This window comes from Pedobacter sp. AC212, from assembly GCF_979258625.1.
Map to the genome: position 1 here is coordinate 2,326,464 of NZ_OZ409870.1, position 15,251 is coordinate 2,341,714.

Consider the following 15,251-nt stretch of genomic DNA (forward strand, 5'->3'; position numbering starts at 1 on the left):
AGACGATTTTGCTTTAACCAGTGCTTACCTTTGCAACGGATTAATAATTAATTAGATAACTATAAAATTTACACTATAGAAAAACTTATACAATGAATACCAACGTAATAAAAATACATAAAAACGAATGTATAGGTTGCCAGGTAGAATCTTCTCTGTCTTTCCGCCCCCTCGTGGAGTACTTAAAAGATAGATTAAAAACAGAAAAATCAGTTAAATCTGAATTTTACAGATTTTTACTCGAAAAAATTGAAAAAGATAAAGTGCTTTTAACAAGCATCAGCGCTGAAGAATTATCTAAATACAAAGATACATTAGAGTTAATTTTTACCATCCTTACCCCGTTAATGGGTGATGAAGATGATTTGTTCTGGGCGCTAAGTACACCAATACCCGATCAGATTTTCTTTAGTACTAACGCCTTTTATAAATTTTTCAAAGATCACGATCCTAAAAATAAAGTTACAAAAGATAGTGAGCCGGTTGAAAAGAAACAGCTTAAGTTTATTTATAATATCATTTTAAGCCGTTTTTATAACTTCACTTACGTACTTAAAAATGAAATTATTTACGGACATGTTAACGAAGAATCGAAGCTTACACAGTATTATAATATTCAAACTGATACCAAATTTGTAGATATCAAACACAAAGGCGACCTGCCTAAAATTAATTTTGAGGAATTAGGTCGTTATTTTCAGGAAGATAATGAGCTGGAATATTTGATTACTCATTTGCCATTGCAAAACTTCTGCTTCGAAGGTTTTAGTATCATCTCCATTACCGATGTTACTTTGCAAAACTCAATTGATGGTATTCGTGATGCTCTGGTAAATCACAACTATCAAACCGAGGCTTATACCCACGTTATCCAGGCTTTAAAAAGTTTAAGTGGTAATGGGGATTTAGAATTTGGGCTGATGCCGTTTCTAACGGTAAATAACAAACTGGTTTTCGATAATAAAGAGTTTTCTCAAAGTATGCTGATCAATTCGGCAAAGGCGGCAAATCTCGAAGAGGAAGTATTCTATTCATTAGTTGATAAATACAAGGAAAATCCAAAGGCGATATTTGTAAGCGCCATTAATGATGATCAAATTTCGAAAGATCCATTTTTAAGGGTATTAAAAGCAGCTGGAGTTTGTTCTTATTCTGTTTTACCGGTATACTACAATAACCAGCTTGCTGGTGTATTAGAAGTTTATTCTAACCATGAAGTATTAGTTGATGATAAATTGCTTTCAAGATTACGTCCGGCAATGCCGTTAATTGGCCAGCTTTTTCAATATAGCATTGAAGAGTTTGATGCGAAAATGGATGAGGTACTAATGGATAAGTTTACTGCCTTGCAACCATCAGTTCAATGGAAATTCAATGAAGCGGTATGGCATTTTCTTCAAAGTCAGAATACCAATAGTAAAGTAAAAGAAATAGAAACTGTTACTTTCAAGCATATGTACCCATTGTTTGGTGCAATTGATATTAGAAATTCGACAACAGAACGCAACAAGGCACTTAAAGATGATTTAAACGTACTATTAAATCATTTAATGGATGCACTAAAAGCCATAAAAAAAACAGTTAAACTTGATCTGATTGACAAGCTTTTATTTAATTGTAAAGATTGGATTAAACAGATTGGAAGTTTTGCTTCATCGAATGAAGAAAATCGTTTAAGAGAATTTTTAGAGATGGAAGTTTATCCATTCTTATCTATTATCAAAACAAATCACCCAGAAACTGCAGAAATTGTTAATGAGTATTTTACTGTAATTGTGCCCGAAACCGGAGCTGCCTATGCAAATCGCCGGCAGTTGGAAATTTCGATGCAGTTAATCAATACGGAAGTAAGTCAATACTTAGAAAAATCGCAGGCTAATTTGCAGGCATCGTATCCTTGCTATTTTGCCAAGTTTAGAACAGATGGGGTAGAATATGATATTTATATCGGACAGGAAATTGCTCCAGAGAAGCCATTCGATATTTTATACTTAAAAAATATCCGATTATGGCAATTGACTTCGATGGTTGATATTGCCCGTTTATCGAAAAGCCTAATTGGCGAAATGCCACGGCCTTTAGAAACAACACAATTGATATTTATCCATTCAAACGCCATTGATATTAGTTTCAGAAATGACGAACGACGCTTCGATGTAGAGGGCGCTTATAATATCCGCTATGAAGTTGTTAAAAAGCGAATAGATAAGGTTTTGATTAAGGGTACCAGCGAACGTTTGACGCAACCACATAAAATTTCGATGGTTTATTTTAACCAGGAAGAAGCTAAGGAATATCTTGAATACATCAAATACATGCAGGTTCAAGGCTATTTAACTAACGATGTTGAGTTACTCGATTTAGATGAATTACAAGGTGTTTCAGGATTAAAAGCGCTGCGTGTAGGCGTGAAGTATTTAGATGACAAACGCGATGCTGCAAAGAAGCTAAAGCCAAGAGAACTCAAATCGATTGAAAAAGAGATAGCTAAAATGCTCCAGAATTAGCATTATAAAATATTTGATCTCCTAATTAAGTGATCGTGTTGAAGATTGTAAAGAAATGTATAGATTTTAGATGATCTTCAACAGTATTTTAGCGATAAATTAAAAAGGGCTTTCTGATCATCTCAGAAAGCCCTTCGTTTTATTTGTGTGTGAATTTTTAGTTTATTGAAGCAATTTCCTTTTCGATAGCAACTGTTTCCACCGAGCTCATGTTCGTTTTCAAAGCTGCAAATTTATCGATAGTTAGTTTTTGATTCTTGCCCATTACCAGTGTGTGGCTGTCGGTAGAACCGCTTAATTTCAAATCGGCATTATCTTTAATTACCGTGTATAAACCTTCAGTGCTGGTGTTGATATCTGCGTGTGCGTTGCCATTCAAGAAAATTTGTAAAAATTTGGTAGTCAATTTGCCCTCAGTTTTAACAATGGCATTTTCCGATGCTTCTATCCTAAAAATATCATTAACATAAACGATTACTTTGGTTAGTTCCTTATCCGATGATGAGATCTTTAAGTTATCTCCATCCTGAAAAACTTTTGCACTTCCAATATTATCATCTGCATAGGTTACTCCAGCTTTTGATCTTTGAATTAAAGTAATTTCAACATTTCCTTTAACCGAAATTCTTTTAAAATCACTAACTCTCGAAACTTTTACTGGTGCAACTTCGGTAGCCGAAATGCTGGAAGAAAATAGAGTTGTAGATAAAACGATTGCTGCAAATGAAGATGTGATTAGGGTTTTGATTGAGGTTTTCATAATGTTTTTTATTTGATAATTAAATGTTAATTAATTGTTATTGAATTGTTTAGGTAATTTTGTTTTTGTTTTGTAGATAAGACGCTCCCAAATCGAAAACGTTGCAAGCGTTCTGTCTGTATTATACCAGTCTCATGTAATTCTCGACGAACGGGCATAAATTCAAGACGAAAACATGAAACTTTCTAGAAGTTTTTGAACCACGTTAATTTGAAACTTCAAGCGTACACTGTTGTTGACACGTAAAAAAAATAATAGTATATCTTGCAACTATTCTTTTTGCTATATTTATGGATTAATATTCCTATTTAGTTTATGAAGAAAAAGGTTGTACTTGTTCAGGATAATAAAGATATTCTTGATATAATGGACCAAGTGTTAGATGAGGAGGGTTTTGATGTTACACCATCTTTAACCACCGAACCTATCGAGAATATAGAAGAAATTGATCCTGATTTAGTGATAGTCGATGACCATATCAAGGGAAAAGTTAAAGGATCTGAGATTATAAAGGCATTAAAATCTGATCCGGAGACGGAGGACGTTTCTGCAGTACTCACATCAACTTCTGCCGATTTGCCAAAAACTGCGGAAGAGTGTAAAGCTGACGATTACATTGAAAAGCCATTTGATATAGATCATATGGTTGACGTAGTAAAGAAAAACGCTTAACATTAAGCCGCTATTTGAATTTCTCATGCTAATTCTGATGAAAAATATTCCTTATCGAATCTTAATTTCCGTGATGATTTTGCTCCTTATTTCTTGTAAAAAAGATCAGCCAATAGGAAAATGGAAAGATAATATTAAATTATCTCAGAAAGCGGCGACATTAAACGCCAATTTAAATTCGATAACCATTAATACCGAATCAACTAGTTGGTGGCTAAATAACATCATGCTTAACAAAGTTGATGTTGATTTATAGACAGTAAAAAAGACAGATAAAAATTTCGTTGTCAATCATACTGATTTCAAAGTGGGAAGAATAAATGGCAATACAATAGTTATAACCATAAATCGAAATACGAGCGGCTTTGATAGATTGCTAACCATAGGTTTGCAAAACGGAAATTATTTCGATGGAATAGCAATCACGCAGCAAAAGTAAAATCTAAATTTGGTAGGAAAGTCTGTAACTACCTATTCAGCGTTGGCTCGTAAGTATCCGTGCTAACCGTAGCCTGCAGCTCATGCAGAATTTGATAAAGCCCAAAATTCGTTCTGTTTACATAGATAAAATGCTTTACGCCTCTAGCTTGTTTAAATTCAGGCATTCTAGATATTTTTTCGCCATAAGCATATAGTTGATCAAAAAATTCAGGTTTGCTAAAGTCAAATATCTTATTGATATAGGGCTTAGCAAAAAGGCTGATCATTTCTTTATAGGCTTTATAATAAAATTCGACTTGATTTTCCGTATCATCATTGTGAATCATATCAAGCTTTCTAAAAGCATCAATGGTTTTTTGTTTATCGTTGATTACATCAGTAGAAATTAATGAGAAAAATGGATAGTAGAAATCATTTGGCAATTCTTTAATACAGCCAAAATCAATTACACCTAAATCTTCATTTGGCGTAATCATAAAATTTCCTGGGTGTGGGTCGGCATGTACAGCTCTTAACTCATGCTGTTGGAAATTATAAAAATCCCACAAAGCCTGCCCAATCTTATTTTTTAGCTCCTGTGATGGATTAGTTTTTAAAAACTCTTTTAAATGCAACCCCTCAAGCCAATCCATCGTGATAATACGCTTACCGGAAAGTTCGGGATAGTACTTTGGGAAAACAACATGATCCAAGTTCTGGCAATCTTCTGAAAATTGAATAGATCTCTTAACTTCCAATTCATAATCGGTTTCTTCCAATAGCCTTTCCTCAACTTCTTTAATATAGATGTTAAGTTCTCTTTCTGACATGCCCAATAACCGAAATGCAAAAGGTTTAACCAGTTTTAAGTCAGATGAGATACTGTCTCCAACACCAGGATATTGAATTTTTACAGCGAGTTTTTTGCCATTTAAAGTGGCTTGATGCACTTGGCCGATTGAAGCAGCATTGCTTGAGTTAAGGTTAAAGGTGTCGAAAATCTGATCAGGCGTTTTGCCGAAGTTTTTGGTGAAAGTTCTTACAATGAGTGGCCCGGAAAGGGGAGGAGCATTATATTGTGATTGCGTAAACTTATCTACGTAAGATTTAGGCATGATATTCTTATCCATACTCAGCATCTGAGCAATTTTCAATGCACTGCCCTTTAGCTCACTTAACGATTTGTAAATATCGGTGGCATTATCTTCGTTAAGTTGCTCTTTATCCATATCAGGATTGAACAATTTTTTCGAATAGTGTTTGATGTAATTACCTCCAATTTGAAAACCTGTTTTAACAAATTTTGCTGAACGTTCTACTTTTGTTGTCGGAATACTGTCTTGTGCCTTCATCAATTCTAAAATCCCATCTTTTCTTTAAACTTTCCGTTACGCGATAAAAACTTTCCATAATCAATCAAATTATCTATAGGAGAATGTTGAAAGAGATCGAAAGTTACATTAATGCCTTTTTCAATGGCTTCGTCACTTTTTTCAAAGCCATCGCTATCATCATTGATCCAAAAATTAACTATAAATGCAAATTGAACCCAGAGCGCATCTTTATATCTTTTAGTTAAAAATTTGCGCTCCGCTAATTCACCGCTATCGAGCCCTTCATCAATAATTTCTTGAGCAAAGTTTTCAAAAATAGGTTTCACTCCTGCCAAAACATTAGGTGTAGAAAATTTACCCTGATAATTTTTAAGGCTATAAATTACAAAGCTACGTTCGCTTTTTAAGTTCTCCAGGTAGCTGTAGAAAAAGGATAACATTTTCTCTCTGGATGTATATTGGTGCCAAACTTCCTGATCTTTAATTTTACTAATCGTTTCAAAGGTAAGATCAAACCAGATGGTCTTCTCAATGCTTTCAAATGAGGAATAGAACTGATAAAATTCTGCCTCAGTAATTTTTAATTTTTTAGCAAAACTATATACCGTTTTTGGTTTCTCATTGTTGGTTAAAACAAAATCAATATATGCAGTTCTTATTTGTTGAGCGGTGGCCATATTATTCCTTTTTTACAATGATAACGTTAAATATCAACCCTTGTTTTCTGATGGGAGTAATTGTTAATCACGCAATTGTAATAATAGCTTTCAAAATAATTGAAAGTTGGTTTTTTGCCTAGTAAATTTAGTAATTACAATATCATTGTGGAAATAAAAAGTTTTGTAAAACTAAAAATATTAGTAATATTGAGCTCAATTTAATCTTTATTAATATGATCCAGCTAAACGACTTTTTATATGGTAAAATGGAGTTTCCACAAGTATTTTCTGACCTGTTAAATACTGAAGCTTTAAAACGTTTAGCTGGAATTCACCAAAGCGGTGCTATTTTTTTGGTAAATCCCGACATTTGCCATTCACGACTGGAGCATGCAATAGGGGTAACCATGCTAATCAAAAAGTTAGGAGGTTCGGAACTGGAGCAAATAACTGGTTTATTACATGACGTTTCGCATACCGCTTTTTCTCACGTTGGCGATTATGTGTTTGAGCACCTGGATGAAGATTACCACGAAAAGGTTTTTGCTGAGGTAATTTATAAGTCGGAAATTCCAGATGTTCTGTTGAACTATGGTTATGATGTTAATCAAATTCTTTACGGAAAGTTTAACATTTTAGAACAACCATTGCCATCTCTTTGTGCGGATAGATTAGATTACACTTTAAGGGATGGTGTACACGGAGGGATCATATCACGGCAAAGGGCTCGTGAGTTTCTTAGTGCCATAGTGATCAATGGAGGTAAAATTGCTGTGAATGATAATGCTCAGGTAAATTGGATAAATGAAGTTTTTGAAAAATTGAATAGTGAGTTTTTTAAGCTTCCGCTACACTTATATGCTAACGGCAAAATGGCCGAGTTAATAAGAAGTTTCATAATTAAAGGTGTTTTAAGAGAGAGTGATATGTTTAAAACCGATACGCTACTGCTAAATAAAATTAGAACTACCTATGAAGGTTACGAAGCAATTAAATCCATTAAGCAGCTTCGTGGGTTTGCAGAATATATTCGACATGGAGATTTGCCTAAAATAAAGCCCAGAACCTTGAAAGCTTTGCTTGTTTAATTAAATTGAAAATAGAAACAATGATATTTCTTTGCTGTATATTAGACAAAATTGTGTGATATGTCTGTAATAGAAATTATTTTAATAGGTGTAGTTGTAGTATTAATTTTTGGTGGCAAGAAACTGCCAGAGTTAATGCGTGGAATTGGAAAAAGCGTTAAAGAATTTAAAAGTGCAAAGGAGGAAGGTTCAAGTAAATAATTTTTATTTATCATTAATACCTTTCCAATAATGAGATCACGATTCAAACTTTAAGTTAACTTTTGTGTTTTCTTTTAAACGCAGAAAACATGGAAAATCAGAATCAAGAAAAATCAAAGAAAAATACGAGTGAAATAATTGAGAAAGATTCTTCTAAGGGTTTGAATGATTGGAACGATCGTTTAGATAAAAATCTTGAACCAGAAGATCGTAATGATACTGACGCCGACGTTAAAGCGAAGGAATACTCTGAGAAGTTTGATGGTAAAGCGAATCAATGAATATATATAGTTTAAGCACTTTGAGTCAATTTTCCATAGTGATCATCATTTAATGGAGTGTCCAAATCGTATGAGGAAAATATCATGTTGCTGTAAGACACAATTTCCTCTATTTCTTTAATATCATATAAAGCGCCATCCAGCTTTTTAATAGTTGCTTCCAGTTGATTCTTATCGGTATCGTCTAACTGATTTTTGATTAAGCCAAAACCATCTTTTATTGCATTATTAATATTTCTCTTAAAAAAGAAAAATGCATTTCTATAGTTCAAAAATAGAGATTCATCTTTTTTGGAAGCATGTTCTAGTCTAAAATGCGCTTTTTCTACTTCTTTGTACAGTTCCAAATCTGCCCCGTCGTTCACTCTCGCAGGATAAATTTTTTTTATTAAGTAATGGTAGGAATTAATTAGCTTTTCCATCTTTTACAATCTTAAGTTGATAAATGGGATGAATGCTGTTGTATTAGGGGATACTTATTTGGAACGGCTTAGAACGTGATTTGTTATTTTTATATGTTTTTTTTACATCAACCCCTTAAATTATTACACGAAATGGTTATTTTGCCCAGTTAAAAATTTATAAATCTTTATAACCTATTCTTCTTATATTGTATAAATAGTATATTGCATCTCTATAACTTTCCAAATGAATTACCTTTCTAATTAGCTAATACCAATGAAGCGAGCTGGATTATTAGCTTTACTAATATTTTTATTGGTTTCAATGCGCTCTCGTGCTCAAAACGTTTCCAACGAAGGGACAGACTTTTGGGCAGTTTTCCCCACGCATGTACCTAGCCAAAATAGCTTAGCTAACATTGCGGTTTTTGTAACTTCCAAATTCAATACAGAGGTTACGGTTAGTTGCGGAACATGGTCGTTAAAAAAAACAATCCCAGCCAACCAAGCTATACGATTTGATGTACCTAGAGCGTCGGCGTATATAGAAGAATCAGAATCAAATACAGTTTTATTAGATAGGGCAATACGTATCCGCGTAACCGATGGTTTACCCAAAGTTTCTGCATACACTCACATTTACGGAAGAGCAAGATCAGCAGCTTCGTTGATACTTCCATTCGAAACACTTGGCCAAACCTATTATTCCATGAACTACACTCAATCTGCAGGGGGAAGAAATTACTTGGCCATCGTAGCTGCAGAAGATAATACAAGTGTTATTATTCATGAGAAAGGTGGCAGTACTTTACCAGTTACTTTGGCCAAAGCAGGCGATGTATACGAATACATCGCAGGTACTGGTGATCTAACCGGAGTTTATGTAGAAACAGATAAAACAAAATCATCTTGCAAAAGATTTGCTGCTTTTTCTGGCTCATCTGTAATTGTAATAGGCCCATGTACTGGTTCTCAAGATCCACTATATCAACAACTTTATCCAACAGTAAGCTGGGGAAGAAACTATGGCGTTGTCCCATTCAAAGATAGGCGGTACATCTTAAGAATTTTGGCTCAAGAAGATAATACAAAATTCACTTTAGATGGTACTTCTATTACTTTAAATAAAGGCGAATTCTATGAAAGCAGCATTTTAACCCAATCTACATTTATCTCTGCTGATAAATTAATTAGTGTTGCACAATATTCACTTACTCAAAATTGTTCTTCAGCTTTGGGTAACGCTATTATTGGCGATCCGGAAATGGTTATTCTTAATCCAGTTGAATTCAGCATTAAAACCGTTACCGTGTTTTCATCTGATTTGGAATCAATAGTGGATAAGTATATCAACGTTCTAATTAGAACAAATAAAGTAAACAGCTTTAAAATTAATGGGGTAGCTCCTACAGCATCATGGAGTACACTTATTGGCAATTCTACTTATTCGTTTGCCCAGATTTCTGTTACAGCAAGCAGTTTAACGTTGACAGCTGATGATGGATTTAATGCAATTGCGTACGGATTTGGTAATGCCGAATCATATTCCTATTCAGCCGGGACCAATTTATCATCAAACAATTATTTAACGGTTATTGATGAAACCCGAAACGAGGAAAGTCCTAATGGTTGTATTGGACAAACTGTTGATTTTAAAGTCAATTTGCCTTATGAACCAGATCGGATCACCTGGACTTTGGAAGGTGGGGTGCCAGAACCAGTTCCAAACCCGGTACCTGAAAAGAAAATTGTAAACGGACAAACTATTTATGTCTACCGATATCCTGTAAATAAAACCTATACTCAAACCGGTGAATACCATTTAGAAGTGGTTGCGCATGTGCCAACGAATGCGAATAATTGTATTACAGGCGACATTACAACCAACTATGTTTTTAATATCTACGATTTGCCCATTACCGATTTTGAAGCCAAGTTGACAGGTTGTGCCAATACTGAAGTTCAGTTTACAGATAAAAGTGATTCTAAAACAACCGATTTTGCAATTACAAATTGGCTTTGGGATTTTAGAGATGGCACGACATCAGCCGATCAAAACCCAAAACATGCTTTTTTAAAAGAAGGTAAATACAAAGTTTTATTAACGGTAAAATCTGGAACAGGCTGTTATTCTGAACCTGTTGAAAAAGAAATAGAAATTTACCCACAGCCAGTTTCAAATTTTAAAGCTCCTGCTGAAACTTGCACCAATACCGAATTTACAATTCAAGACTTATCAGCTATAAGCAATGATATATCTGTAAATACCATTAAAAGCTGGGCTTGGAATTTTGATGACGGAACAGCAATTTCAACTGATCAAAATCCAAAACATAGCTATACTAAAACTGGAAAGTATACTATTTCACTGGTAACCACGTCGTCGAATAATTGCGTAAGCGAAGCAAAGAAATGGGAAATCAATGTTACAGAGCTACCAAAAGCAGGTTTTGAAATGCCCGATATCTGCTTGAAAGATGCTGTTGCTAATTTCACCAATACAGCAGTAAATGTAGACGGTACGGCTGACGGATTAACTTATAAATGGGATTTTGGAGACAAATATTTATCGGCCGCTGATTTGGTAAAAAACACATCAAATGCGAAAGATGGTTCACATACTTACACCGTAGCCGATAATTACGATGTTACCCTGACCATTACTAACACAAACGGATGTACAGATATTGTTAAACAACAGTTTACCGTCAACGGATCTGTTCCTAAGGCTAACTTTGAACCCTTGACTACCAATAATTATTGCAGCAACACGGTAATCTCAATTAAAAATACATCGACGGTAGATTTTGGAAAGGTAACAAAGATTGAAGTCTATAAAGATTTAGATAACCAGCCGGAGAGCATGGAAACTTTTAATTTTCCAATACCAGATCAAATAGATTTGAATTATGCACCTTTTGGTTCCCCGCTAACTAAAGATGTTCAGATTAAAGTAGTTGCCTATTCAGGAGGCCAATGCTCTGATTTTATCATTAAAACCATTACATTGAACGCATCTCCAACAATAACAGTTGATGAAATTTTGCCTGTGTGTGAGAATGATGGTAATGTTGTTATCAATCAATTTCATGAAACCAACGGAATTTCAGGCGTTGGAGTTTATAGCAGTGATGGAAGCGGTTTGAAACCTGATGGAACGTTTAATCCGAAACTGGCCGGGCTCGGGCCTCATAACATCACCTATACTTTCACAGCAGATAATGGTTGTAGTGCTACGGTTACAAAATCAATTTTTGTAAATAAATCACCAGTGGTTGATGGCGGCTCAATTATTTATATCTTAGCAGGAGGAGAAATACAAGTTCCTGCTGTAGCAACAGGAGAAGGATTGAAATATGAGTGGTTACCGGCTACAGGGTTGGATAATAACAAAGTCTTGAATCCAATTGCCTCACCGGAAGATGATACTGACTACACCTTAACTGTAACTACCAGTCCGGAGCAATGTACTGCAGTACTACGGGTATCGGTTAAGGTTTTACAGGCTGTTAATCCTCCAAGTAGTTTCACTCCAAATGGTGATGGAATTAATGATGTATGGAATATCAAGTATTTGGAAAGTTATCCAAAGGCAACTGTAGAAGTCTTTAACCGGAATGGGAGCCGAATATTTTTTAGTGCTGGATATACAACCCCATTTGATGGGAATTATCAAAATGAACAACTTCCGGTTGGTGTTTATTACTACATCATAAATCCACGAAATGGAAGGAAAAACGTTACCGGACCGCTCACAATAATCAGATAAATTTTGAAAAAGTATATCCTTATATTTGCCTTACTTGTTTCTATCAAAGCTTTTTCTCAGCAAAAGCCACAATACACCCAGTATATTTTTAATCAATATTTGCTTAACCCGGCGCTTTCTGGGATAGAAAATTATATTGATTTTAAAGCAGGTTATCGGAAACAATGGGCTGGAATTAATGATGCGCCACAAACCTCTTTCGTGTCAGCACATTGGGCATTGGGCGATAATCAGTTGTGGAGTAATGCGCTCACTTCATTTCCCGAAGAAACGGGCAATCCAATGGATCGGAATTACATGCAGAATTATACTTCATCACCACCACATCATGGCATGGGTGTTACCGCAGTTTTGGATAAAACAGGCCCGATAAAAAGATTGGATGCCAATGTAACTTACGCCTATCATTTGCAATTGAGCAATAATTTTAATTTATCTGCAGGTGTTGCAGCAGGTTTATCTAGTATTTCATTAGATATAAATGCATTGACATTCGAAAATCCTTATGAACCATCACTTAATAGAGCAATTACCAACCAATTACGTCCAGATTTAAGCGTTGGTGTTTGGTTATACGGTGCAAGAATGTTTGCAGGAGTATCGGCTCAACAGATATTATCTCAAAAATTAAGTTTTTCGGGAGATGAAGCCTATAATCAAGGAAAAGCAGTTCCGCATTTCTTTGGTACAGCGGGATATAAATTTTTTCTTGATGATGAAATTGCAGCAATTCCTTCCGTTATGGTTAAATATGTGCAGCCAGCGCCAGTATCGGTAGATCTAAATATGAAAATAGCTTTTAGAGATAAGTTATGGCTTGGGGGAAGTTATCGCAAGGATGATTCATTTTCGGCAATGGCCGGTTTCAATATTGGTAAGATGTTAAATCTAACCTACTCTTACGATTTTACCACTTCAGATTTGAATCAGGTAAGCAATGGTAGCCATGAAATTGTTTTGGGATTACTACTCAACAACATTTATAAAGTACCTTCGTATATCCGAATGTGGTAACGAACTAAAGATAGGCTAATTCAGTTCAAACGCACATCCAAATAAACCAAAAAATACGGCTTGATACCAACTGAAAACAAAAAATTGCCCTAGGACTAAAGTTCCTTTCTTAACCTCGCCACCGGAATATTCATTTGCTCTCTGTATTTAGCAACAGTTCTACGGGCAATGTTATAACCTCTTTCTTTTAAAATATCGGTCAATTTCTCGTCGGCAAGAGGCTTGCGTTTATCCTCATTTCCAATACAATCTTCGAGTATTTTTTTTACTTCTTTGTTCGATACCTCTTCTCCATTTTCTGTCTGAATGGCTTCTGAGAAGAAAGATTTTAACAGAAAGGTACCAAATTCAGTTTGCACATACTTCGAATTGGCTACACGAGATACGGTAGAAATATCCATGTCGATTTTATCAGCAATATCTTTTAAAATCATTGGACGCATTTTGCGTTCATCCGCCGTCAAAAAATACTCGTACTGATAATGCATAATTGCATTCATTGTTTTCAACAAAGTTTGTTGCCTTTGTTTAATGGCATCGATAAACCACTTAGCCGAATCTAATTTTTGCTTCACAAACTGAACAGCTTCTTTAAGCTTTTTATCTTTTGATGAAGCCTTATCGTAATGCTCAAACATTTCCTGGTAAGAGCGGCTTACCTTTAGTTCAGGTGCATTTTTAGAGTTCAGTGTTAAAATTAAAATCCCATCATTATTACTAATATGAAAATCCGGAATGATTTGCATTTGTTTGGTCGTTACCTGATTTGCATCACCTGGTTTTGGATTTAAGCGCAAAATCTCGTTGACTACCTCTTTAAGTTCTTCGCTATCTAGGCCTAAGCTTTTTTCGAGTTTGTCGTAATGTTTTCTTGTAAATTCATCCAGATAGTTTTCTACAACATTCATTGCTTTAACTATTATCGGATTATTGGGGTCTTTTCTTTTTAATTGAATCAATAAACATTCTTTCAAGTCTCTTGCGCCAATGCCTGGAGGATCGAAACTTTGAATCAGTTTTAACATTTCCAATACATCTTCTTCCTCAACCATTACATTTTGAGAAAAAGCCAAATCGTCAATCATAGAACCCAAAGGGCGGCGTAAATAGCCATCATCATCCAAACTTCCGATAATTTGCTTACCGATAATAAAATCCTGGTCTGATAGAGGAATAAGATCTAATTGCTCTTGTAAACTTTCAAAGAAGGTGCTTTCAATAGCGATTGGAGTTTCTTTTTTCTCTTCGTCATCATCACCATTGTTGTAATTCGTACTATAATCGTTGGTATTGTCGTCTTGCAGATAATCGTCTACATTAAACTCATCCATGCTGGTATCTTCAGATGGTCCATCGAAGTCTTCAGGGCTATCGTTTAAATCATCATATTCGCTTTTAGGCTCATCCTGTGTCATCAAACTAGGATCTTCTAAAGCAGGATTATCTTCCAATTCCTCTTTTACACGCGTATCTAAAGCAACCGTTGGCACCTGTAACAACTTTATAAACTGAATTTGTTGGGGTGATAACTTTTGTAATAATTTTTGTTGTAGATGTTGCTTTAGCATATTTTGTATTCAGGATTGCAGCAAAAATAAACAAATCATTTCAGATATTCTTTCGAATTAACGTAAATGCTTTTGAATGTTTGGTTTAATTGTCTGCTAAACATTTGGATTCAGTTGAATGTTTGCTATTTTCGTATATAAATCATCTAAGCTTAAAAATTATGGGTTTTGTTAAAGAATTTAAAGACTTCGCGGTTAAAGGGAACGTTCTCGACCTAGCTGTCGGTGTTATCATCGGTGCTGCATTTGGAAAAATTGTAAGCTCACTAGTGGAGGATATTATTACGCCAGCAGTGCTGGGTCCGGCATTAAAAGCAGCCGGATTAGAAGATTTAAGCCAACTCACTATTGCGGGAACAGCAATAAAGTACGGCAATTTTCTATCGCAAGTAATTACATTTATTATTGTGGCTTTGGTGTTATTTGTGATTATTAAAGGTGCCAATAACCTTAAGAAAAAGGAAGTTGCGGCTCCTGCAGCTCCAGCACCACCAACAAAAGAAGAAGTTCTTTTAGCAGAAATACGAGATTTGCTTAAAGCAAAAGCATAAAAAACAAAGATCTGCTCAAGGGCAGA

At 35.0% G+C, this 15,251-nt stretch carries 14 protein-coding genes; 9 read left to right on the forward strand and 5 right to left on the reverse strand.

All coding sequences use genetic code 11. The annotated features are described in order from the left end of the window. Nucleotides 1-92: 92 nt before the first annotated feature. Nucleotides 93-2,507, forward strand: coding sequence for a GAF domain-containing protein (locus ACZZZC_RS10010; RefSeq protein ID WP_463485818.1), 2,415 nt, complete (start codon nucleotides 93-95; stop codon nucleotides 2,505-2,507). A gap of 157 nt (nucleotides 2,508-2,664) precedes the next feature. On the opposite strand, the gene ACZZZC_RS10015 is transcribed toward ACZZZC_RS10010, so the two are convergent. Next, the gene (locus tag ACZZZC_RS10015; protein ID WP_463485819.1) at nucleotides 2,665-3,267 is read right to left on the reverse strand and encodes a GIN domain-containing protein; all 603 of its coding nucleotides are present in this window, start codon (nucleotides 3,265-3,267) and stop codon (nucleotides 2,665-2,667) included. Between the two features lie 315 nt (nucleotides 3,268-3,582). Between ACZZZC_RS10015 and ACZZZC_RS10020 the strand changes: the two genes are divergently transcribed. Both ACZZZC_RS10020 and ACZZZC_RS10025 read left to right on the forward strand, forming a co-directional pair. Then, complete coding sequence (locus ACZZZC_RS10020; protein ID WP_056850336.1) at nucleotides 3,583-3,939, forward strand: response regulator; 357 nt, start codon at nucleotides 3,583-3,585, stop codon at nucleotides 3,937-3,939. A 37-nt stretch (nucleotides 3,940-3,976) separates the two neighbouring features. Next, the gene (locus tag ACZZZC_RS10025) at nucleotides 3,977-4,195 is read left to right on the forward strand and encodes a hypothetical protein (RefSeq protein WP_463485820.1); all 219 of its coding nucleotides are present in this window, start codon (nucleotides 3,977-3,979) and stop codon (nucleotides 4,193-4,195) included. 211 nt (nucleotides 4,196-4,406) lie between these two features. Here the strand turns inward: ACZZZC_RS10025 and ACZZZC_RS10030 are convergent, their stop codons facing one another. Both ACZZZC_RS10030 and ACZZZC_RS10035 read right to left on the reverse strand, forming a co-directional pair. Then, entirely contained in the window at nucleotides 4,407-5,711 is a 1,305-nt protein-coding gene (locus tag ACZZZC_RS10030; protein WP_463485821.1) for an ABC1 kinase family protein, read from the reverse strand. Nucleotides 5,712-5,716: 5 nt separating this feature from the next. Next, nucleotides 5,717-6,370, reverse strand: a complete 654-nt coding sequence (locus ACZZZC_RS10035; protein ID WP_463485822.1) for a TetR/AcrR family transcriptional regulator — start codon at nucleotides 6,368-6,370, stop codon at nucleotides 5,717-5,719. 215 nt (nucleotides 6,371-6,585) lie between these two features. Here ACZZZC_RS10035 and ACZZZC_RS10040 point away from each other — a divergent pair, with 215 nt between their 5' ends. The 3 genes from ACZZZC_RS10040 to ACZZZC_RS10050 all read left to right on the forward strand — a co-directional run bounded on the left by ACZZZC_RS10040 (nucleotide 6,586) and on the right by ACZZZC_RS10050 (nucleotide 7,922). Continuing rightward, the gene (locus tag ACZZZC_RS10040) at nucleotides 6,586-7,440 is read left to right on the forward strand and encodes an HD domain-containing protein (RefSeq protein ID WP_463485823.1); all 855 of its coding nucleotides are present in this window, start codon (nucleotides 6,586-6,588) and stop codon (nucleotides 7,438-7,440) included. 60 nt (nucleotides 7,441-7,500) lie between these two features. Next, entirely contained in the window at nucleotides 7,501-7,641 is a 141-nt protein-coding gene (tatA, locus tag ACZZZC_RS10045) for a twin-arginine translocase TatA/TatE family subunit (RefSeq protein WP_463485824.1), read from the forward strand. An 89-nt stretch (nucleotides 7,642-7,730) separates the two neighbouring features. Continuing rightward, complete coding sequence (locus tag ACZZZC_RS10050; protein ID WP_463485825.1) at nucleotides 7,731-7,922, forward strand: hypothetical protein; 192 nt, start codon at nucleotides 7,731-7,733, stop codon at nucleotides 7,920-7,922. Nucleotides 7,923-7,933: 11 nt separating this feature from the next. Here ACZZZC_RS10050 and ACZZZC_RS10055 read toward each other — a convergent pair whose 3' ends face one another. After that, a complete protein-coding gene (locus ACZZZC_RS10055) occupies nucleotides 7,934-8,344 on the reverse strand; it encodes a hypothetical protein (RefSeq protein WP_463485826.1) in 411 nt (136 codons plus the stop codon). A gap of 256 nt (nucleotides 8,345-8,600) precedes the next feature. Here ACZZZC_RS10055 and ACZZZC_RS10060 point away from each other — a divergent pair, with 256 nt between their 5' ends. Both ACZZZC_RS10060 and ACZZZC_RS10065 read left to right on the forward strand, forming a co-directional pair. Further along, nucleotides 8,601-12,092, forward strand: coding sequence for a PKD domain-containing protein (locus ACZZZC_RS10060; RefSeq protein ID WP_463485827.1), 3,492 nt, complete (start codon nucleotides 8,601-8,603; stop codon nucleotides 12,090-12,092). A 3-nt stretch (nucleotides 12,093-12,095) separates the two neighbouring features. Next, nucleotides 12,096-13,106 carry a PorP/SprF family type IX secretion system membrane protein gene (locus ACZZZC_RS10065; RefSeq protein WP_463485828.1) on the forward strand — a complete coding sequence of 337 codons (1,011 nt, stop codon included), beginning with the start codon at nucleotides 12,096-12,098 and terminating at the stop codon, nucleotides 13,104-13,106. Nucleotides 13,107-13,201: 95 nt separating this feature from the next. On the opposite strand, the gene rpoN is transcribed toward ACZZZC_RS10065, so the two are convergent. Then, entirely contained in the window at nucleotides 13,202-14,674 is a 1,473-nt protein-coding gene (rpoN, locus tag ACZZZC_RS10070) for an RNA polymerase factor sigma-54 (RefSeq protein ID WP_056850328.1), read from the reverse strand. Nucleotides 14,675-14,835: 161 nt separating this feature from the next. Here rpoN and mscL point away from each other — a divergent pair, with 161 nt between their 5' ends. Continuing rightward, the gene (gene mscL, locus ACZZZC_RS10075; protein WP_463485829.1) at nucleotides 14,836-15,225 is read left to right on the forward strand and encodes a large-conductance mechanosensitive channel protein MscL; all 390 of its coding nucleotides are present in this window, start codon (nucleotides 14,836-14,838) and stop codon (nucleotides 15,223-15,225) included. The last annotated feature ends 26 nt before the right edge of the window (nucleotides 15,226-15,251 follow it).